The sequence below is a fragment of the Frankia nepalensis genome, assembly GCF_016786325.1.
Lineage (GTDB): Bacteria > Actinomycetota > Actinomycetes > Frankiales > Frankiaceae > Pseudofrankia > Pseudofrankia nepalensis.
This window is the reverse complement of sequence record NZ_JADWYU010000199.1, coordinates 1-18403: the sequence shown is the minus strand read 5'-3', so window position 1 is coordinate 18403 and position 18403 is coordinate 1. Positions and strand designations below refer to the sequence as shown.

At 73.0% G+C, this 18403-nt stretch carries 17 protein-coding genes; all 17 read left to right on the top strand.

Annotated elements, in window-relative coordinates:
- Positions 1 to 18: 18 nt before the first annotated feature.
- The 17 genes from I6A81_RS30625 to I6A81_RS30545 all read left to right on the top strand — a co-directional run bounded on the left by I6A81_RS30625 (position 19) and on the right by I6A81_RS30545 (position 18202).
- Complete coding sequence (locus tag I6A81_RS30625; protein WP_203001016.1) at positions 19 to 1488, top strand: MFS transporter; 1470 nt, start codon at positions 19 to 21, stop codon at positions 1486 to 1488.
- Positions 1489 to 1594: 106 nt separating this feature from the next.
- Positions 1595 to 2569: a LysR family transcriptional regulator gene (locus I6A81_RS30620; protein WP_203001018.1), complete on the top strand. Its 975-nt coding sequence runs from the start codon at positions 1595 to 1597 to the stop codon at positions 2567 to 2569.
- Between the two features lie 162 nt (positions 2570 to 2731).
- Positions 2732 to 3571, top strand: a complete 840-nt coding sequence (locus I6A81_RS30615; RefSeq protein ID WP_203001020.1) for an MBL fold metallo-hydrolase — start codon at positions 2732 to 2734, stop codon at positions 3569 to 3571.
- Positions 3568 to 4926, top strand: a complete 1359-nt coding sequence (locus I6A81_RS30610; protein WP_203001022.1) for an ABC transporter substrate-binding protein — start codon at positions 3568 to 3570, stop codon at positions 4924 to 4926. Before I6A81_RS30615 ends, I6A81_RS30610 begins: the two co-directional genes overlap by 4 nt.
- 4 nt (positions 4927 to 4930) lie before the next feature.
- Positions 4931 to 5869, top strand: a complete 939-nt coding sequence (locus tag I6A81_RS30605) for a carbohydrate ABC transporter permease (protein ID WP_203001024.1) — start codon at positions 4931 to 4933, stop codon at positions 5867 to 5869.
- On the top strand, positions 5856 to 6782 hold the full coding sequence (locus I6A81_RS30600) for a carbohydrate ABC transporter permease (RefSeq protein ID WP_203001026.1): 927 nt from the start codon (positions 5856 to 5858) through the stop codon (positions 6780 to 6782). The genes I6A81_RS30605 and I6A81_RS30600 overlap by 14 nt, the downstream gene beginning before the upstream one ends.
- Positions 6779 to 8110: an ABC transporter ATP-binding protein gene (locus tag I6A81_RS30595; protein ID WP_203001028.1), complete on the top strand. Its 1332-nt coding sequence runs from the start codon at positions 6779 to 6781 to the stop codon at positions 8108 to 8110. The genes I6A81_RS30600 and I6A81_RS30595 overlap by 4 nt, the downstream gene beginning before the upstream one ends.
- Before the next feature lie 641 nt (positions 8111 to 8751).
- Positions 8752 to 10014, top strand: a complete 1263-nt coding sequence (locus tag I6A81_RS30590; protein ID WP_203001030.1) for a cytochrome P450 — start codon at positions 8752 to 8754, stop codon at positions 10012 to 10014.
- 51 nt (positions 10015 to 10065) lie between these two features.
- Complete coding sequence (locus I6A81_RS30585) at positions 10066 to 11364, top strand: cytochrome P450 (protein ID WP_307875018.1); 1299 nt, start codon at positions 10066 to 10068, stop codon at positions 11362 to 11364.
- Between the two features lie 121 nt (positions 11365 to 11485).
- Positions 11486 to 13168, top strand: a complete 1683-nt coding sequence (locus I6A81_RS30580) for an AMP-binding protein (protein WP_203001032.1) — start codon at positions 11486 to 11488, stop codon at positions 13166 to 13168.
- Between the two features lie 42 nt (positions 13169 to 13210).
- Complete coding sequence (locus I6A81_RS30575) at positions 13211 to 13996, top strand: ferritin-like domain-containing protein (protein ID WP_203001034.1); 786 nt, start codon at positions 13211 to 13213, stop codon at positions 13994 to 13996.
- Positions 13993 to 14613 (top strand): PaaI family thioesterase, encoded by a 621-nt coding sequence (locus tag I6A81_RS30570; protein ID WP_203001036.1) that lies wholly within the window; start codon positions 13993 to 13995, stop codon positions 14611 to 14613. Before I6A81_RS30575 ends, I6A81_RS30570 begins: the two co-directional genes overlap by 4 nt.
- Positions 14597 to 14860: an acyl carrier protein gene (locus I6A81_RS30565; protein WP_203001038.1), complete on the top strand. Its 264-nt coding sequence runs from the start codon at positions 14597 to 14599 to the stop codon at positions 14858 to 14860. Before I6A81_RS30570 ends, I6A81_RS30565 begins: the two co-directional genes overlap by 17 nt.
- Positions 14857 to 15714, top strand: a complete 858-nt coding sequence (locus I6A81_RS30560; RefSeq protein WP_203001040.1) for an SAM-dependent methyltransferase — start codon at positions 14857 to 14859, stop codon at positions 15712 to 15714. The genes I6A81_RS30565 and I6A81_RS30560 overlap by 4 nt, the downstream gene beginning before the upstream one ends.
- 37 nt (positions 15715 to 15751) lie before the next feature.
- Complete coding sequence (locus I6A81_RS30555) at positions 15752 to 16651, top strand: acyl-ACP desaturase (RefSeq protein ID WP_203001042.1); 900 nt, start codon at positions 15752 to 15754, stop codon at positions 16649 to 16651.
- Positions 16652 to 16664: 13 nt separating this feature from the next.
- Positions 16665 to 17531: an SDR family NAD(P)-dependent oxidoreductase gene (locus tag I6A81_RS30550; RefSeq protein ID WP_203001044.1), complete on the top strand. Its 867-nt coding sequence runs from the start codon at positions 16665 to 16667 to the stop codon at positions 17529 to 17531.
- Between the two features lie 158 nt (positions 17532 to 17689).
- Positions 17690 to 18202 (top strand): PaaI family thioesterase, encoded by a 513-nt coding sequence (locus tag I6A81_RS30545; protein WP_203001046.1) that lies wholly within the window; start codon positions 17690 to 17692, stop codon positions 18200 to 18202.
- The last annotated feature ends 201 nt before the right edge of the window (positions 18203 to 18403 follow it).

Below are 18403 nucleotides of genomic sequence, written 5' to 3'. Positions count from 1 at the left end.
CGCCCGCATGATGCGAACATGTCCGCCACTGCGTCCGAAGCTCCGGCCTCGCGCACGGTGCGTCCGGACGACCCGCCGGCCGGCCGAGCGGTGCTGCCCGTCCTGCTGTCCGGCGTCGGCATGGTGGTGCTCGACGTCTTCATCGTCAACGCCGCGATTCCCGCGATCGAGCGCGAGTTCCACGCCCAGCCGAGCGGCCTCGAATGGCTCGTCACCGGGTACAGCCTCGCGTTCGCGGCCGCGATGATCACCTTTGGCCGGCTCGGCGACTGCGTCGGGCGGCGCCGGGTGTTCGCGTGGGGCCTCGCGCTGTTCACCGCGGCGTCGGTCCTGTGCGGCGTGGCGGCCGACATGACGACGCTGATCGCCGCCCGGGTCGGGCAGGGGCTGGCCGCGGCGGCGCTGGTCCCGCAGGTGACGGCGATCATCAACCTGGCCTACGAGGGCGCCGCGCGCGCCCGCGCCTACACCGCCTATGCCCTGACGCTCGGCGGCGGCGCGGTCGCCGGGCAGATCGTCGGCGGCGGCCTGATAGCCGCCGACCCGGCCGGTCTCGGCTGGCGGACCTGCTTTCTGGTCAACGTGCCGATCGGGCTCGCCGCGCTCGCCCTCACCCGGCGCCGGGTGCCGGCCGGACGGGTCCGGGGCGCGCCGCCTCGCCTGGACCTCGCCGGCGCCGCGGTGGTGACCGTCGCGCTCGTCGCCGTCGTGCTGCCGCTCGTCGAGGGCCCGCACGACGGCTGGCCGCCGTGGACGTGGGGATGCCTGGCCGGCGCGGCCGGGCTGTTCGCGGTCCTCGCGTGGACGCAGCGGCGGGCCGCGGCCCGCGGCGGGAACCCGATCCTGCCGCCCGCGCTGTTCGCCGAGCGCGCCTTCGTCGCCGGGCTGGTCAACGTCGTGACGTTCTACGCGAGCGTCGCGTCGTGGTTCTTCGTCCTGGCGCTGTACCTGCAGGACGGCCGGCACCTGAGCCCGCTTCGCGCCGGCCTCGTCTTCAGCGCCCTCGGCGGGGGTTTCCTCGTGACCTCCCTGGCCGCGAGCCGGCTGTCGGCCCGCCTCGGGCGCCAGGGGCTGGCGCTCGGTGCCGGGCTGCGCGTGCTGGGCCTGATGATGTTGTGGGTGGTCGTCCGCGAGCACGGGACCAGCGGCGACCTGCGCTGGGTCGCGGTGGCGCTGGTCCTCGACGGCGCCGGTCAGGGCCTCGTGACCGGCCCGCTGATCTCCTCGGTCCTGCTCGGGGTGCGACCGGAGATCGCCGGCGCCGGGTCCGGCGTGCTCGCGGCCGCGCAACAGGTCGGGAACTCCGTCGGCGCGGCGGTGCTGGGCGCCGTGTTCTTCGCGGTTCGCCAGGGGGGCGGGTCGGTGGCGGACGCCTTCGAGGCCAGCCTGCTCGTCCTCGCGGCGATCAGCCTGCTCGTCGCCGGCCTGGCCCAGCTGCTCCCCCGTGACTCCGGCTCGCGGCGAAGTACGCGGCAGGCCGCCGGATGAGCTCCGTGACGGAGCACGCGGGGTTCCGTGGCAGAAGCCAACTTCTCTCCATGTCCATTTCACCCGCGGTTGTGCCGCCCTGCCTACAGTTGGGCCGGGAGGTGTCATGGAGACCAAGCTCGAACTCCGACATCTGGTCTACTTCCTGGCACTGGCGGAGGAGCAACATTTCGGACGCGCCGCCGCCAAGTTGTTCATCGGACAGCCCTCGCTGAGTCAGCAGCTGCAGCGCCTCGAACGCCAGCTCGGCGTGGCGCTGTTCACCCGGACCTCGCACGAGGTACGGCTGACCCAGGCCGGGCAGGCATTCCGGGTCGAGGCCGAGCAGGTGCTGGAACACGCCCAGCGGGCCGTGGAGACAGCGCGCGAGGCCGCGGCCGGCCGGCTCGGAACGATCAATATCGGTTTCAACTTCGCCGCCGGGCAGCAGGTTCTCCGGCCGACCCTGCGGCGTCTGCGGGCCGACTGCCCAGAGCTGTCGACGACCCTGTGGGAGGGCCTGAGCGGTCAGCACCTGTCGTCCTTGTCGGAAGGCAAGATCGACGTGGCGCTCGTCTTCTCCGGCGTTCCCCCCAGGCCGTTACTGTCCCAGCGGGTGTCGACCGCCGCGCTCGCCGCGATGGTCGCCCGCCACCACCCCTGGGCCGGACGCGACCAGGTCTCCTTCCGCGAACTGGTCGACCAGCCGATCGTGCTCCTGCGCCGGGAACGAAGCCCAGCCATGCATGACGCCGTCTTCGCGGCGGCCGAACGCTGCGAGGTTCCGCTGACGGTCGTGGCCGAGGTGGAGGACAGCGGCGCCACCGCGGTGATGGTGGAGACGCTGCAGGCCGTCGCGTTCATCTCGGACGCCCGGCCCCGGCGGCCGACCGAGGACCTGGTCTCGGTGCGCGTCGTCGACCCGGTCCCCCAGGTCGGCGTGTGGGCCGTGTGGCGCCCGGACCCGCGGCCGGCCGTCGGCGCGTTCCTCAACAGCCTGGCGGCGGCCGCCCCCTTCCCGTCGCCACCGCGTGACCGGGCGGTGCGCATACCCGCCCAGCCCACCGGAGACGGGCCGACCGAGCATGACCACCAACAGTAACGCCCACGGACGACCGGGCGTATCCGGCGACACACGAAATCCGACATACAATCGATCCATCGCCAGATCGTGATTGAAGGCTAGTTTCCACACTGGGACCATTTCCCCGGAGTCAGCCGGTCGACATCGACCGGCGCCGCGCCCGGAGAAATGGGATCACGCATGCGGTTAACCGTTCTTGGCTGCCGTCAGGGAATGCCCGCGGATGGCCAGGCCAGCTCCAGCTACCTCGTCTCGACCACGTCGGCCCGTATTTTGCTGGACTGCGGCCCAGGGGCGGCCACGGCACTCAGCTCCGTCGCGCACCCGAGCGACCTCGACGCGATAATAATCAGTCATCTGCACGCGGACCACTGCTACGACCTGCTGACCGTCGGCAAGACCCTGCTCTCCGGCCGCCTCCGCGACCCAGCAAACCTGCCCACCCTGCCAGACGCGGCCCGCGTCGAGTGGCCACCGGTTCCCCTCTACGTCCCGAAGGGGGGCCGGGCCAGGCTCGACATTCTCGCCTCGGCCTTTCCGGTCCCGTCGTTCCCGATGCTGGACCGGTCGTTCGACGTCGCCTTCGACGTCCGTGAGTACGAGCCCGGCGACACGTTCACCGTCGGTGACTGCGAGATCAGCATGCACGCGCTCAACCATTCGCTGCCCAACTGCGGGACGCGCATCGAGAGCCCGGAAGGATCACTCGCCTTCACCGGCGACACCGCCTACACACCCGACCTCGTGCCGCTGGCCCAGGGCGTCGACCTGTTCCTGTCCGAGGCGACCCTCGAACTGCCCGAGGTGACCTCGCACGGCCACCTGTGCGCGGCCGAGGCCGGCCGGGCGGCCGCCGACGCGGGCGCGCGGCAGCTCGTGCTGACCCACTTCATCACCGCCGACGAGACCTGGCTGAAGGCGCGCAAGGCCGACGCCGAACGCTCCTTCCACGGTCCCGTGCACCTGGCCGCTCCCGGCCGAACCTACGAAATCTCGTCCCCAGGGAGGGACTACCGATGAACCCGGTACGCATGGCAACGCGCCTGCGGCGCTCGCCCAGAGCCGGTATCGCCCTGATCGCCGCGACGACGCTGGCCGCGCTGACGGCCTGCGGTGGAGCGGACTCCCCCGCCGCCGACGCCGGCACGGATTCCAGCTCGGACCAGCCGATCACGATCAGTTTCCTCTCGTACAACTACGGGACGCCGGACATCGGCGGCCAGGGGACGCAGGCCCTGATCGACGCGTTCGAGAAGGCGCACCCGAACATCACCATCAAGCCCCAGGGCGTGGCGGTGGCCGACGTGCTGACGCGGCTGCAGACGGACACCGCGGCCGGCTCCCCGCCGGACGTCGCCCAGATCGGCTGGAGCAAGATGGCGGCCGCCTACGAGCTGCTGCCCATCGTGCCCGTGCAGGACATCCCGCCGGCGGCCGACTGGGACGCCGCCATGGAAGGGTTCTCCGAGAACCTGCTGTCCGCCGTCGCGGTGGACGGGAAGGTGAAGGCGGTCCCCTACACCATCTCGATCCCGGTGATCTTCTACAACGCGGACCTGTTCCGCCAGGCCGGCCTCGACCCGGCCAAGCCGCCGACGACCATCGCCGAGGTCAAGGCCGCAGCGCTCGCCGTCACGGACAAGACCGACGCCGAGGGCGTCTACCTCGCCGTCGCCGACCCGGGCAAGTCCGACTACATGACGCAGTCCGTGATCGCCAGCAACGGCGGACGCGAGGTCGGCGCCGACGGCATGCCGGCCTTCGACCAGCCCGCGGCCGTCAGCGCCCTGGCCACCGTGGCGGACCTGACCTCGTCCGGCGCCCAGCCCGCGATCGCGGCGACGAACGCCGTCGCCGCCTTCTCCGCCGGCAAGCTGTCCATGCTGATCGGCAGCACCGCGATCGCGGCCAGCCTGCAGAAGGCCGCCGACGGCAAGTTCGAGCTGGCCACCACCGGCTTCCCGAGCTTCGGGGACAAGCCGGCGGCCCCGACCTACTCCGGCGCCGGGCTCGCCGTCCTGGCCAAGGACCCGGCGCGCCAGCAGGCGGCCTGGGAGTTCATCAAGTTCCTGACCTCGGCCGAGGGATTCACGATCATCACGTCGCAGATCGGCTACCTGCCCCTGCGACCGGCGCTCGCGACGGACCCCAAGTACCTCGCGCCGTACTTCGCGTCCAACGACCTGCTCTCGCCGGCTCTGGCGCAGCTTGACGACGTCAGCCCCTACCAGTCGTTCACCGGCAAGAACGCGAGCAAGGCCGTCGTCACCCTCCAGGACGAGGCGATCGAGCCGATCGTCCTGCGGGGGGCCGACCCGGCGGCGACCCTGTCGGCGGTCGCCGGCGACATCCGCGGCTTCCTCGCCCAGAAGTAGCCGAATGACCCAGCTGTCGCAGGTCGCGGGGGGGCGTGGCGTCAGCCACGCTCCCCCGTCCGGCCGTCTGCGTGACCGCGCCCGTCCCTGGCTCTACCTGGCCCCGGTGATCGTCGCGCTGCTCGTCTGGGTGTACGGGCCGCTCGTCTTCACCGGCGTCCTGAGCTTCATGGACTGGAACCTGACCGCGCCGCACCCGTCCTGGGTGGGTACGGACAACTACACCCTGCTGACGGACGATCCGCGGTTCGGCGAAGCCGTCCGCAACACCCTCGTCTACGCGGCGGCGATGCTGCCGTTCGCCACGCTGGTGCCGATGGCGCTGGCCGTCGCCCTGTGGAAGCGGCCCGGCCGGGTCAGCAACGTCTACCGCACCTTGCTGTTCCTGCCGGTCGTGCTGGCGCCGGTGGCGACGGCCGTCGTCTGGCAGTTCCTGCTCGACCCGTTGTCCGGGCTCGTCAACGTGGCGCTGGGCTGGTTCGGCCTCGACCCGCGCAACTGGCTGGGCGACCCGTCCAGCGCGCTCTACGTCATCGTCCTGATAACCGCGCTGAAGGTCGTCGCCCTGAACACGCTGCTGTTCGGCGCGGCCCTGGCCACCCTGGACCGCGGCCTGCTCGAGGCGGCCGCGCTGGACGGCGCGACCGAGTGGGACATCACCCGGCATCTCGTGCTGCCGCACCTGCGCCGCGCCCTCGTCCTGCTCGGCCTGCTCTCCCTCGTCGTGACCTGGCCGTGGATCTTCTCCAACGTCGCCGTGCTGACCCAGGGCGGCCCCGACGGCTCGACCGACAACGTCTACTACCGGATGTTCCTCTACGCGTTCGCCTTCTTCGACGCGGGCACGGCCTCGGCCGCCGCGGTCGTCATCACCGCCGGGCTCGCTGTGGTGCTGGGACTCGGGCTGCTCCTGACCGGACGGAGGCAGCGTGTCGTCACCTAGCCGAACCGACGCGCGACCGGCGCCCGCCCTGGTCGCCCCCACCCTGGTCGCCCCCACGCAGCTCGCCCCCGCGCCGGTGCCGGCCCGGCGCGGGACCGGCCGCCGGATCGCCCGGACGGTCGCGCACCACGCCTTCCTGCTCGCCGCCGTGGCGGTCATGGTCCTGCCGGTGCTGTGGGCGCTCGCGGTGTCGTTCAAGACCCCGGGCGGCGTCTTCGACGAGAACCCGCTGCCCTGGCCGGCGACCCTGGACAACTACCGGGTGGCGACCCAGGACTTCCCGGTCTGGCGCCTGCTGCTCAACACCACCGTGATGGCGGCCGGGGCGACGCTGCTGCAGCTCCTGTTCGCCGTGCCCGGCGCCTACGCACTGGCGCGCTTCCCGCCCCGGGGGCACCGGGCCGTGGAGGCGCTGATCGTGGTCACCCTGCTCGTCCCGCCGCAGTCGCTGATCATCCCGCTGTTCCTGATGGTGACCGAGCTGGGCTGGCGCAACACCTACCCCGGCCTGATCCTGCCGCAGCTGGTCGGCACGGGCCTGGCGGTGATGCTGCTGCGCGACCACATCCGGGCCGTCCCGGCGACGGTGCTGGGCGCGGCCGTCCTCGACGGCGCCCGGCCCGGGGAGGCGCTGCGGATGGTGGTCCTGCCGCTGCTGCGGCCCGCCCTGGGCGCGGTGTCGATCCTGCTGTTCATCACCTCCTGGAACGAGTACCTGTGGCCGAGCCTCATCGCGCCGGGAATGGAGGACACGACAATCCAGCCGGGCCTCGCCTTCTTCCTCACCCAGGAGGGCTCGGCGTACGGCCCCCTGCTCGCCGGCTCGATGCTGGCCACCCTGCCCGTCGTCGCCGCCTATCTCCTCGCCTCCCGCCGCGTCACCGACGCCTTCATGCACAGCGGACTCAGATGACGCACATCGTCGAGACGACCACCTCCGGCCGGGACGACGTCCCCGCCCCGATCCCGCCGCCGGCCCCGAGGCCCGCGGCGCCGTCCCGGCCGGAGGCCGACCCGGCCGGCGCCGCGCCGGGCGGCATCACGCTCGCGGGCGTCGTGAAACGCTACGGCACCCACCTCGCGCTCGACGTGCCGCGCCTGGACATCCCGGCCGGCTCCTTCACCGTCGTGGTCGGCCCGTCGGGCTGCGGGAAGTCGACCGGGCTGCGGGTCGTCGCCGGGCTGGAGCGGCCCGACGAGGGACAGGTGCTGCTCGGCGGCGTCGACGTGACCGGCCTGGAGCCGGGCCAGCGCGGGGTGGCCCTGGTCTTCCAGGACTTCGCGCTGTACCCGCACATGACGGTGGAACGCAACATCGACTTCGGGCTGAGGCTCGCGGCCAGGCACGACCGGCGTTCCGGCCCGAGCCGGGCGGAGATCTCGACCCGGGTGGCCGAGGTCTGCGCGATGCTCGGGCTGAGCGACCTGCGCCGGCGGCTGCCCCGGCAGCTGTCCGGCGGGGAACGCCAGCGGGTGGGGCTGGCCAGGGCGATCGTGCGCCGCCCGGCGGTCCTGCTCCTCGACGAGCCGCTGTCGAGCCTCGACGCCCAGCTGCGCCAGCGGGCCAGGGCCGAGCTGGTCCGGCTGCACCGGGAGCTCGGCAACACCGCGGTCCTGGTCACCCACGACCAGCTCGAGGCGCTGTCGATGGGCACGAACCTGGTCGTCATGAACCACGGCAGGGTGGTCCAGACCGGCCCGCCCGAGGCGGTGTACCGGTACCCGGCGGACACGTTCGTGGCGACCTTCCTGGGCAGCCCGCCGATGAACCTGCATGCCGTCGCGCCGACCGGTGACGGGCGGGTCCTGGCCGGCCAGGGCCTCGCGGCGCGGCTGCCCGGTACGCCCCCGCCCGAGCCGGTCCTGCTGGGCTGGCGACCGGCCGACGGGGTGGTATGCGCACCGCCCGACGCCACCGCGGGCGACGACGCGGACGTCACCGCGGGCGGGAACGGGGACCCCGAGGCCCCCGCCGAACCGGGAGCCCTCCTGCGCGGCGTGGCGGACGTCGTCGAGTTCACCGGCGACGGCACCGTCGTGACCTGCGTCGGCCCCGAGGGCGGCCAGTGGGCGGTGAGCATCCGCGGCGGCGACCACGTGCCCGCGGTCGGGGACGTGCTGTGGGTACGCGTCCCCGCCGCGCGGGTCCATCTCTTCGACGCGGACGGGGGACGCCGGCTGGGCCCCCGGACCGGCGAGCCGGGCGCCGACGACGCGGACCGGGGCATCTCGAAACGCTAGTGCCGCGACCGCCAGCGTCGGCCCGCCACGCGTGATCGCCGTTTCTGCCCCCGCGGTGTCGTGACCAGGCCTCGTCCACGACCTCCCGAGGGCAGAAACGGCGATCATGCTCGATGCCGGGCGGGGGCGAACCTCGGCGCGGCCGGGGCGCCCCGGGCGGGCCGACCGGGCGGCTCGGTCGGGCGAGGAGACCGGGCACTCGGCACACGGACGGCACACCCGCCGGTTTCCCGGAGGGAAATTCTCCGTTGCCGTGCGCCGACACATTCCTTTAATCCGTGCACCACTTTTCCGGGCGACGGCCGCGGCGGCGATGGATCTATTGCATCGATCCCATCGGGCTTGACGGACGTCAGGGACGCGACAGAGACTCGAACCAGATTCTACGGGTGCCAAACCGGCGCTCGCGCCCCAGGCCGCGGCGACATTCGGCCCTGGGCTCCATCTCGCGGCGGCCGGCTATTTCTCGTCCGCCGCGCCCGGAGTCAACCGTTCCGCCGTCACCTCGACCGGCGACCCGCCCGCATCAACGGCATAAACCTTCCCACACACTCGCGCGAAATGTACGACGAGTTCCCGGCGCGGGGACTCCGCCGTCAACCCGGTCTGTTTCGTCGGCTGATCCGCACGAGAGGAACCTCATGACAACGCACGCCACGGTGGCGCCGACCGCCACGCCGGACCCGGCCGGCCCGCTTTCCGTCGAGGAGGCGATCCTCGCCTCGTTCGTGCCGGAGACCCGGCACGATCCGTACCCCGCCTACGAGGTGCTGCGCGAGGCGGGGCCGTTCGTGCCCGGGCCGTTCAGCCTTCAGATCGTCTCGCGGTACGCCGAGGCCGACGCCATCCTGCAGGACTCCGCGTGGAGCCACGCCAACGAGCCCGCGTTCCTGCACCCGGACAGCGACGGCTCGGACCTGCCCGCGTCCTTCCTGTGGATGGAGCCGCCGGACCACACCCGGCTGCGCCGCCTGGTGACCAAGGCGTTCACGGCCCGTGGACTGGAGTCCCTGCGCCCGCGGGTCGAGGAGGTCGCCCGGGAGATCGTGGACGACGCGATCCGGGCGGGCGAGACCGACGTGGTGGAGCACGTCGCCTACCCGCTGCCGCTGACGATGATCGCCGAGCTGATCGGGGTGCCGCCCGAGGACCACGCCTCCGTGCGCGCCATGTCCGCCGGCATCGCCCGCGGCCTGGACCCCGACACCCTGCTGACCCCGAAGGAGCTGCAGGCGCGCGTGGACGGGGCCGCGCACTTCCGCGACTACTTCGAGAAGCTGGTCGCCGAGCGGCGGGCCCGCCCGAAGGACGACCTCGTCACGGCCCTAGCCCAGGTCGAGGCGGAGGGCGACCGGCTGAGCACCGGCGAGATGATCGCCACGCTCACCGTGCTGCTGGTCGCCGGGCACGAGACCACGGTGAACCTGCTGGCCAACGGCGTGCTCTCGCTGGCTCGCAACCCGGACCAGTTCGCGCTGCTGCGCGCGAACCCCGAGCTGGCGCTGCCCGCGGTCGACGAGCTGATGCGCTACGACGGCCCGTCGCACGCGACGACCCGCATGGCCGTCAAGGACATGGAGATCGCCGGCCACAGCTTCAAGGAGGGCGACGGCGTTCTCATCCTGCTCGCCTCGGCGAACCGTGACCCGCGTGCCTTCGACACCCCGGAGCGGCTCGACCTCACCCGCTACGCCCAGTCGGCGTCCGTCCCCCGCCATCTCGGCTTCGGCGTCGGCCTGCACTACTGCATCGGCGCGCCGCTGGTCCGCCTGGAGATGGAGTGCATGCTGCGCGAGCTCGCTCGCCGCGCCCCGGTCATGACGCTGCTGGCCGACCCGCCGCCCTACCGGCCGAACATCGTCGTCCGCGGCATCGCGGAACTGCCGGTCCGCTTCGAGGTCTGACCACCGCGTCGGCACGCCGCCAGCAGCGCCACCAGCAGAAGGAGACACGCGGTGACGAGCACCGAGACCGACGTCCCCGTCGGGGCCAGCGCCGCCCTCGACGGAGACGTCGCCCTCGACGAGAACATCGTGGAGTTCGACGCCTTCGACCTGGAGCACCGGCCCGACCCCTATCCGCGGTACCGGGTGCTGCGGGAGACGGCGCCGTTCTGCCCGGTCCGCCTCGGCGCCGCCCGGGTGACGGTGGCGACCACGTACGAGGGCTGCTCCGCCGTCCTGCAGGGCGCCGAGTGGGGGCGGGGATACACCGAGGGGCTGAACCCGTTCCGCCCGGGCGTCGCCCCAGGCGAGGTGCCCGGCGGCTCGTTCCTGGGGATGGACCCGCCCGAGCACACCCGGCTGCGCGGGCTGGTCAGCAGGGCGTTCACCCCGCGGGCGAGCCTGGCCGAGGCGCCGTTCGTCCGCCTGGTCGTCGACCGGCTGCTCGACCAGGCGGTCGCCGCCGGCGGCCTCGACATCGTGGAGGACCTGGCCAGGCCGCTCTCCCTGGCCGTCATGTGCCGCCTGCTCGGCGTCCCGACCGCCGACGGGCCGTCCCTGGTGAGCTGGATAGGGGGCATCGCCCGCGGCACCGACCCCGACTACCTGCTCACGCCGGCGGACATCGTGGTCCGCACGGCCGCCGCCCGCGACCTCGGCCGGTACCTGTTCGAGCTGGCCGCGACGCGGCGCGCCCTGCCGCGCGACGACCTGCTGAGCCGGCTGGTCACCAGCCAGCGCGACCAGGAGGTCCTGACCGAGCGGGAGGTCATCGAGCTGTGCGGGCTGCTGCTGGCGGCCGGGCTCGACACCACGGCCAACCTGATCGCGAACGGGGTGCTGGCGCTGCTGCGCCACCCCGACCAGCTGGCGCTGCTGCGGGAGCGGCCCGAGATTCTTCCGGCCGCGATCGAGGAGATGATCCGCTTCGACCCGCCGTCCCAGTTCGTCACCAGGGTGGCGCTGGCCGACACGACTGTCTGTGGGCGCCCGTTCCGGCGCGGCGACGGCGTGGTCGTGCTCAGCGCCTCCGGGCATCGCGACCCCACGGCCTTCGCCGACCCGGACCGGTTCGACGTCACCCGGTACGCGGCGTCCCCACCGGCGCGCCGCCACCTCGGCTTCGCGCTCGGGACGCACTACTGCCTGGGCGCGCCGCTCGCCCGGATCCAGGCGGAGGCCGCCATCGGCGCCCTGGCGCGGCGCGGCGGGGACCTGTCGCTGGTGACCGAGGACATCGAGTACCGGCCGAACGCGGCGTTGCGAGGCCCACGGGCCCTGCTGGTGAACACGCCAGGCACCGCCGGCTGACGCCCGGGCCGCGCGGCCGGCGGCGCCCCACACCGCGCCGGCCGCGCCCGTCGCCCCGAGCCCGTCGCGTGCCGGTCCGCATGAGATCCGCGTGCCGGTCCTCACGAGAAAGGAACCCCGCATGCTCGCCAGTCGGGTCGGTACCCTCACCGACGCCCTGGCGGCGGCCGTCGCCGCCGATCCCGAGTGCCCCCTGTCGTTCCCCTCCGTCCGCCGGGACCTCTCGGTCCGCGAGCTGGACGCGGCGGCCCGCGCCGCGGCCGTCGCGCTGGCCGGTCGCGGGGTCGAGGGCGGCGACCGGATCGGGGTGCTCAGCCGCAACGGCCCGGACTTCCTGGTCGCGCTGTTCGCGGCCCTGGGCGCGGGCGCGGCGGCCTGCCCCCTTCCGCTGCCGACCTCGGCCCGCGACCTGTCCGGCTACGCCGCCCGCCTGTCCGGAATCGTCGCGGCCGCCGGCATCCGCCGAATCCTGGTGGACGGCGGCCTCGGCGGGATGGCGAGCCGGCTGGCCGGGGCGCTTCCCGACGTGGAGCTGATCCCGGTCGGGAGCCTCGCGGACGGCGCTGGCCCGTCCGGCCCGGCGCGGCTGCCCGCCGCCGGGCCCGACGATCTCGCGGTCGTCCAGTTCACCTCGGGCAGCACGGCGGCCCCGAAGGGGGTGCGGCTGACCCATCGCAACGTCCTCGCCGGGCTGGCCGCGATCGCCACGGGGCTCGAGATCCGTCCGCGCGAGGACCACGGCGCCCTGTGGCTGCCGATGTTCCACGACATGGGCCTGTTCGGCACCCTCGCGGGCATGTTCGCCGGGATCCCCATGACGGTGTGGTCACCCGGCTCGTTCGTGAAGGACCCGGCCCGCTGGCTGGCCGAGCTCGCGGCCCGCGGCGGGACGATCTCCCCGGCGCCAAGCTTCGGGTACGAGGCCCTGACCGAGGCGGTCCCGCGCGCCGAGGTGGGCCGGTTCGACCTGAGCCGCTGGCGGGTCGCCCTCAACGGGGCCGAGCCGATCCCGATGGCGGGCCTCGAGCAGTTCCTCGAGCACTTCGCCCCCGCCGGCTTCGCGCCGAGCGCGATGCTGCCCGTCTACGGCATGGCCGAGGCGACGCTCGCGGTCACCTTCCCGCCCCTGGGCCGGGCTCCGACGGCGCTGTGGGTGGACCGCGACCGGCTGGCCGCCGGCGCCGTCGCGGTCGAGGTGGCCAGGGACGACCCGCGGGCACGCGGGCTTCCGTCGCTCGGCGGACCGGTCCCCGGGGTGCGGGTCCGGGTCGTCGACGAGCGCGGCGGCCAGGCCGCCGAACGGGCGGTCGGCGAGATCGAGATCGCCGGCGATCCGATCACCGCCGGCTACCTCACCTCCCCCGGCGCCCCGCCCGCGCCGGTGCCCGACGCGGACGGCTGGCTCGGCACCGGCGACCTCGGCTTCCAGCACGCGGGCGAGCTGTACGTGACCGGACGCCGCAAGGAAATGATCATCGTGCGCGGGGCGAACTTCTACCCGGAGGACGCCGAGAGCGTGATCCGGGACTTTCCCGGCCTGCACCGCCGGCGTTGCGTCGCGTTCGCCGACACCGCCGCCGACGGCGCCGAGCGCATCACCATCGTCGGCGAGAGCGCGCTGGCGGACCCGGCCGACCGGGCGCGCCTCGCCGCCGACCTGCTCGCCGCCGTGTCGGGCGCGCTCGGCGTGGCGCGGGTGGCCGTCCACCTCGTCGCTCCCGACGACCTGCCTCGCACGTCGAGCGGGAAGTTCCAGCGACTGGCCGCCCGGGAGCTCGGCCGGGAGGCCCGACTGGACGCCTGACCCCACCCGCCACCCGACCCGATCGACAGGAGACATCGCCCGATGCACAGCCTGGACGTCTTCCACCACTACGAGCGCAAGCACTGGCGGCTGAGCGACGTGCCGTGGGACTCGGTGCGCAAGGACCTCGTCCGGCCCGAGTACGTCACCATGGCCAAGAGCGCCGTCATGGGCGAGGCCAACTCGATCGCCGCCCAGCACGGCTTCCTCAACGAGTTCGACGACTACGACTTCTCGGCGTTCGTGGCGATCTGGGGCTACGAGGAGCTCCAGCACCACTTCGCGTTCCGGACCTGGCTCGACGCGGTCGGCGAGCAGGTCAGGACCACGGCGGTGGAGGCGATGCGCGCGCCGTACGCCCCGGGCACCACGCCGTGCGCCACGCTCGCGACGAACATCATCTCCGAGCTCACGGTGAACCACGTCTACCGCGCGGTCGCGGCCTGGGTCGAGGAGCCGGTGCTGCGCGGCATCATGACCGACGCCAGCCGGGACGAGGCGGGGCACGCACGGGAGTTCCTGCACTTCGCCCGCCGACGGCTGGAGCAGCACCCCGAGGAGCTGCCCTCGGTGCTGGAGACGCTGCACGTCTACACCAGCGAACAGCGGATCAAGCACCCGGTCGGCGTGTTCAAGAGCGAGCTGGTCGCCCTGCGCGACCACGAGACCATCGACACCGCCTTCGAGATGTTCCTGGAGAAGGTCGCCGGCACCGGCGAGCTGGAGAAGCTCCAGGACAACATCCGCCGGGCGTTCTCCGCCCTGACCGGCATGGACGTCAGCTCCAACGCCCGCGTCCGCCGGCGGCTCGCGGAAGCGCTCGCATGACGGTCGAGGACCACCTCGTCAAGCACCACGTCATCGAGAACCCCGCCGCCCAGGACCAAACCGTCGAAGATCACATCGGCCTGCCCTGGTACGTCCTGGAGGACTACCGGTGCTTCGGCTGCTCGCCGCACAACCCGCACGGCATCCAGCTGCGGTTCACCCACCACGGCGACGGCCTGCGCACGGCCTTTTCCCTGGGCCGCGCGCACGAGTCCTACCCGGGGGTGGTCCACGGCGGGCTGCTCGGGGTGATCGCCGACGAGATCATGGGAAACCTGGTCGTCCTGCGGACCGGCCTGATCCCGTTCACCACGGGGATGCGGCTGCGCTACGTCCTGCCCGTGATCGTCGGGGGCGGCTACGACTGCGTCGCGAAGGTCCGCGACGGCGGGGGCCAGCTCGTCCACACCGAGGCCGAGATCCGCGAGGACGGCGGCGCCCTGGTCGCCACGGCCACCGCCAGCTACCAGACCGTCTCGCTCGACGCGGCCCACGCCCGCATGTCGCTCGACACGTCGGAGATCGACCGGCTGCGCCGGGCGCTCGCCGCGAGAACCGCCACTACCGCCACCAGCCCCGGCACCCTTTCGGAGGAACCCCATGTCAGTGTCGACTGACGAGCTCATCAGCGAGATCACCGGGATCGTGGCGGAGGAGCTCGGCCTCTCCCCCGACGCGGTGTCGCCGGACGCCGACCTGCGCGCGGTGGAGGGCGCCGACTCGGTGAAGGTGCTGCGGGTGGTCGCCCGCATCGAGCGCTCCCACGACGTCGAGCTCGAGGACGAGGAGGTCTTCGGCGCCTCGACGATCCGCGAGGTCGCCGAGGTCCTGAAGCAGGCCCTCACCGAGACGGCGGCGGTGTGAGCGCCGTCGTCGACAGCGCGGCGCCCGAGACCGCGCAGACCAACCAGCACTACGACCTCGACCCGCGGATCTTCGGGCTGTTCCTCGACCCGAGGCGCAAGTACTCGTCGGGCTACTACCGCGAGCCCGGCCTGACCCTGGCCCAGGCCCAGACCGCGAAGCTGCACTTCGTGGCCGACCGGCTGGGCCTGCGCGCGGGTGACCGCCTGCTCGACGTCGGCTGCGGCTGGGGCGCGCTCATCCTCTTCATGGCCCAGGAGTACTCCGCGCGGGTCGTCGGGATCAGCCCCGCCGGCAACCAGCACGCCTACATCGCCGGCCGGGCCGCCGAGCTGGGCGTGGCCGACCGGGTCAGCACCGTCCAGGGCCACTTCGAGCACGCCGCGCTCCCCGACGGCCCGTTCGACGCGGTGACGATGCTGGGCTCGATCGTCCACATGCCCGACCTCGGGCACGTGATGCGCCGGGCCCGGTCCCTGCTGCGCCGGGGCGGCCGGTACTACGTCTCCGAGAGCTGCTTTCGCAACGCGGCGGCCCGCGACGAGTTCGACCGCCGGAGCGGAACCGAGTTCGTCCGCCAGTCGATCTTCGGCTGGGGCGACATGCGCCCGCTGTCCGACCTCGTGCGCGCGGCCGAGGACGCCGGGTTCTCCGTCATCAGCGTGGACGACCTGACCGACGACTACCGGCAGACGATCGACGACTGGATCGTCAACGTCGACGCCAACGCCGAAAGCATCGACCGGATCGCGCCGGGGATGGCCGCGACCCTGCGCCGGTACCTCGAGGTCGCCAACGCCGGCTGGGGCTACACGACCAAGCACTACGCGCTCGTCTGCCAGCGGTCCCGGTGAGGCCGCCGACCCGAACGCCCCTCCGGGAGGCTCAGCGATGAGAACGGACAGCACCCAACGGGCGGCGGCGGAACCGGTGGGCCAGGCCGCCGGGCCGCTGCTGCCGCCCGGCGACGTCGCGGACGCCGTCGGGACGTTCCTGCGCTCGTCGCCGGCCGGGCGGCGCTGGGACGTCGAGACGGCCTTCGACTGGGCGGCCGCCGACGCCGACCGGCTCACCGAGGGCCAGCGCTCGGCGGTCGCCTTCATCACCTACATCGAGGACCACCTGCCCGGGTACTTCGGGCTCTACAGCCGACGGTTCCCGCTCGACGAGTCGGTGGACCTCGACACCTTCGTCCACAACCGCGAGCTGTACCACTTCACGGTGCGCTGGGCCGAGGAGGAGGACACCCACGCCAGGGCCCTGTTCTCCTACCAGGTCGCGGCCGGCCTGTCCGAGTCCGCCCGACTGCGGGCCGAGCTGGGCCGGGAGGGGCGCAAGCCGTTCACGCTGCCCCACGAGCACGCGGTCTCGCTGTTCGCCTACGCGCTCGTCCAGGAGAAGGCGACCCAGATCTACTACCAGCAGCTGCGGGCCGTCGTCGACGAGCCGGTGCTCGTGGAGGTGCTGGGCCGGCTGAGCCGGGACGAGGCCCGGCACTTCACGTTCTTCGCCGACCTGGTCGAACGCAGCCTGCGCCGCCACGGCGACCGCGTGGTCGAACCGATCCGCGACGTCGTCGCGGGCTTCCGGATGCCGCTGGCCGACACGATGCGCGGCTACTGGCGCTGGGCGCTGAAGATCGCCGACGCCGCCCACTACGACCACACCGACGCCTACGAGCACCTCATCCGGGTGGTGAACCGCGCGGTGGACGCCCGCACCGACCGGGTCGACGAGCTGACCAGGTTCGTCGCCGCGTGCCGCACGCCCGCGGCCAGCCAGGCGTCGTAGGCGAGGGGCAAAGATGAACGTTCTGGAGGGCGCCCTCGCGGGCAAGGTGGCGGTGATCACCGGCGCCACCAGCGGGATCGGGGCCGCGACGGCGGCGATGTTCGTCGCGGCCGGCGCCTCGGTGATCATCGGCGGGCGGCGCAAGGACGTCGGCGAGGCGTTCGCCGCCGAGCTCGGCCCGCGGGCCCGGTTCGTCCCGGCGGACGTCCGCGTCGAGAGCGAGGTCGAGGCGTTGATCGCCACGGCCACCGACGAGTTCGGCCGCCTCGACGCGCTGGTCAACAACGCCGGCCTGGGCGTGAGCAGGCCGCTGCCGCTGCCCGAGGCCGACCTGGCGGCGTTCCTCGACACGCTGGCCGTCCACGCCGGGGGGATGCTGCTCGGCATCAAGTACGCGGCCCGGGCCATGATCCCGCGGGGGGCCGGCAGCATCATCAACATGTCCAGCATCGGCGGGCACCGGGCCGGCTGGTCGGACGTCAGCTACTCGACGGCCAAGGCCGGGGTGCTCCAGCTGACCCGCTCGGCGGCGGTCGAGCTGGGCACGCGCGGGATCCGGGTCAACAGCATCTCGCCCGGGCCGATCCCGACCGGGATCTTCGCCAAGAACGCCGGCGTGGACGCCGAACGGGCCGACCGGACCGCTCCCGCCCTGGAACCGCTGTTCCTCCAGGCTCTGGAAAACCACCAGTCGATCAGGCGGGTGGGCCGGGTCGAGGACGTGGCCGCCGCGGCGCTCTGGCTCGCCTCGGACGCCTCCTCTTTCGTCACCGGCCAGGACATCGGGGTCGACGGCGGGATCGCGGCCGGCCGTCCGGTCTCGGTCGCGGCGGAAGAGCGGCGCCTGCTGGCGGAGGCGTTCGCGTCCCTGCCCGGCTGAGTCCCTACCCAGCTGACTCCACGCCCAGCTGGGTCCTGGCCCACCTGAGTCCCCGCCCGCCTGACCGAACCCGCGCCGGTCCGCCGGCGTGCTGGCGTGCCGGGCGTGGGCCTCGACGACCACGATCCGACCCACCGCCGCCAGGAAGGGGTGCCCTCGTGCGCCAGGACAGCATCGCCGAGCAGAACGGCGCCGGCCAGGCCAGCGCCCGCCCGACGACCCAGGTGGACCAGACGACCGGGGTGGACCAGCGGATCGCCGACCTGCGGGCGCTGTTGGAGCAGGGCCTGGCCGACGGCATCGGCGTCGGCAGCTCGCTCGGCATCCTGCTCGAGCACCTGGAGGTCGGCCGGTCCGTCTGGACCATGCGGCCCTCGCCGGCCGCCGCCAATGCCATGTTCATCGTGCACGGCGGGGTGATCGCGACCCTGATGGACACCGCGATGGGCAGCGCCGTATTCACGACGCTCCCGGGCGACACGTTCTACACGACCCTGGAACTCAAGGTCAATTTCGTCCGCCCGGTGGGTCTCACCGCGGACAGGCTGACCTGCGAGGCGAGGACCGTCCACGTCGGCCGCCGCACGGCGACCGCCGAGAGCACCGTGACCTCGGCGGACGGCAAGCTCGTCGCCCACGGCACCTGCACCTGCCTGCTGACCCCGGCCTGAACCGCCCCGCGACCGCCGAACCGTACTTCACAGCCGGTCCCGCCCAACGGCTCCGCCGGGGTTGGCCCTGCCTCGAAGCCGGGCATGATCGCCGTTTCTGCCCTCTGGGGGTTGTGAACAGGCCGGCGGTTTCCAGGGGTGCTCGCAACACCTGGTGGTCTATGTGGCTGCTAGTAGATCACGGAGGCGTTCGGCGGGGGT

Coding starts and splice junctions, on each gene's coding strand:
- I6A81_RS30590 (WP_203001030.1), top strand. CDS start 8,752: ATGACAACGCACGCCACGGTGGCGCCGACCGCCACGCCGGACCCGGCC.
- I6A81_RS30595 (WP_203001028.1), top strand. CDS start 6,779: ATGACGCACATCGTCGAGACGACCACCTCCGGCCGGGACGACGTCCCC.
- I6A81_RS30550 (WP_203001044.1), top strand. CDS start 16,665: ATGAACGTTCTGGAGGGCGCCCTCGCGGGCAAGGTGGCGGTGATCACC.
- I6A81_RS30620 (WP_203001018.1), top strand. CDS start 1,595: ATGGAGACCAAGCTCGAACTCCGACATCTGGTCTACTTCCTGGCACTG.
- I6A81_RS30605 (WP_203001024.1), top strand. CDS start 4,931: ATGACCCAGCTGTCGCAGGTCGCGGGGGGGCGTGGCGTCAGCCACGCT.
- I6A81_RS30565 (WP_203001038.1), top strand. CDS start 14,597: ATGTCAGTGTCGACTGACGAGCTCATCAGCGAGATCACCGGGATCGTG.
- I6A81_RS30625 (WP_203001016.1), top strand. CDS start 19: ATGTCCGCCACTGCGTCCGAAGCTCCGGCCTCGCGCACGGTGCGTCCG.
- I6A81_RS30615 (WP_203001020.1), top strand. CDS start 2,732: ATGCGGTTAACCGTTCTTGGCTGCCGTCAGGGAATGCCCGCGGATGGC.
- I6A81_RS30610 (WP_203001022.1), top strand. CDS start 3,568: ATGAACCCGGTACGCATGGCAACGCGCCTGCGGCGCTCGCCCAGAGCC.
- I6A81_RS30570 (WP_203001036.1), top strand. CDS start 13,993: ATGACGGTCGAGGACCACCTCGTCAAGCACCACGTCATCGAGAACCCC.
- I6A81_RS30580 (WP_203001032.1), top strand. CDS start 11,486: ATGCTCGCCAGTCGGGTCGGTACCCTCACCGACGCCCTGGCGGCGGCC.
- I6A81_RS30555 (WP_203001042.1), top strand. CDS start 15,752: ATGAGAACGGACAGCACCCAACGGGCGGCGGCGGAACCGGTGGGCCAG.
- I6A81_RS30575 (WP_203001034.1), top strand. CDS start 13,211: ATGCACAGCCTGGACGTCTTCCACCACTACGAGCGCAAGCACTGGCGG.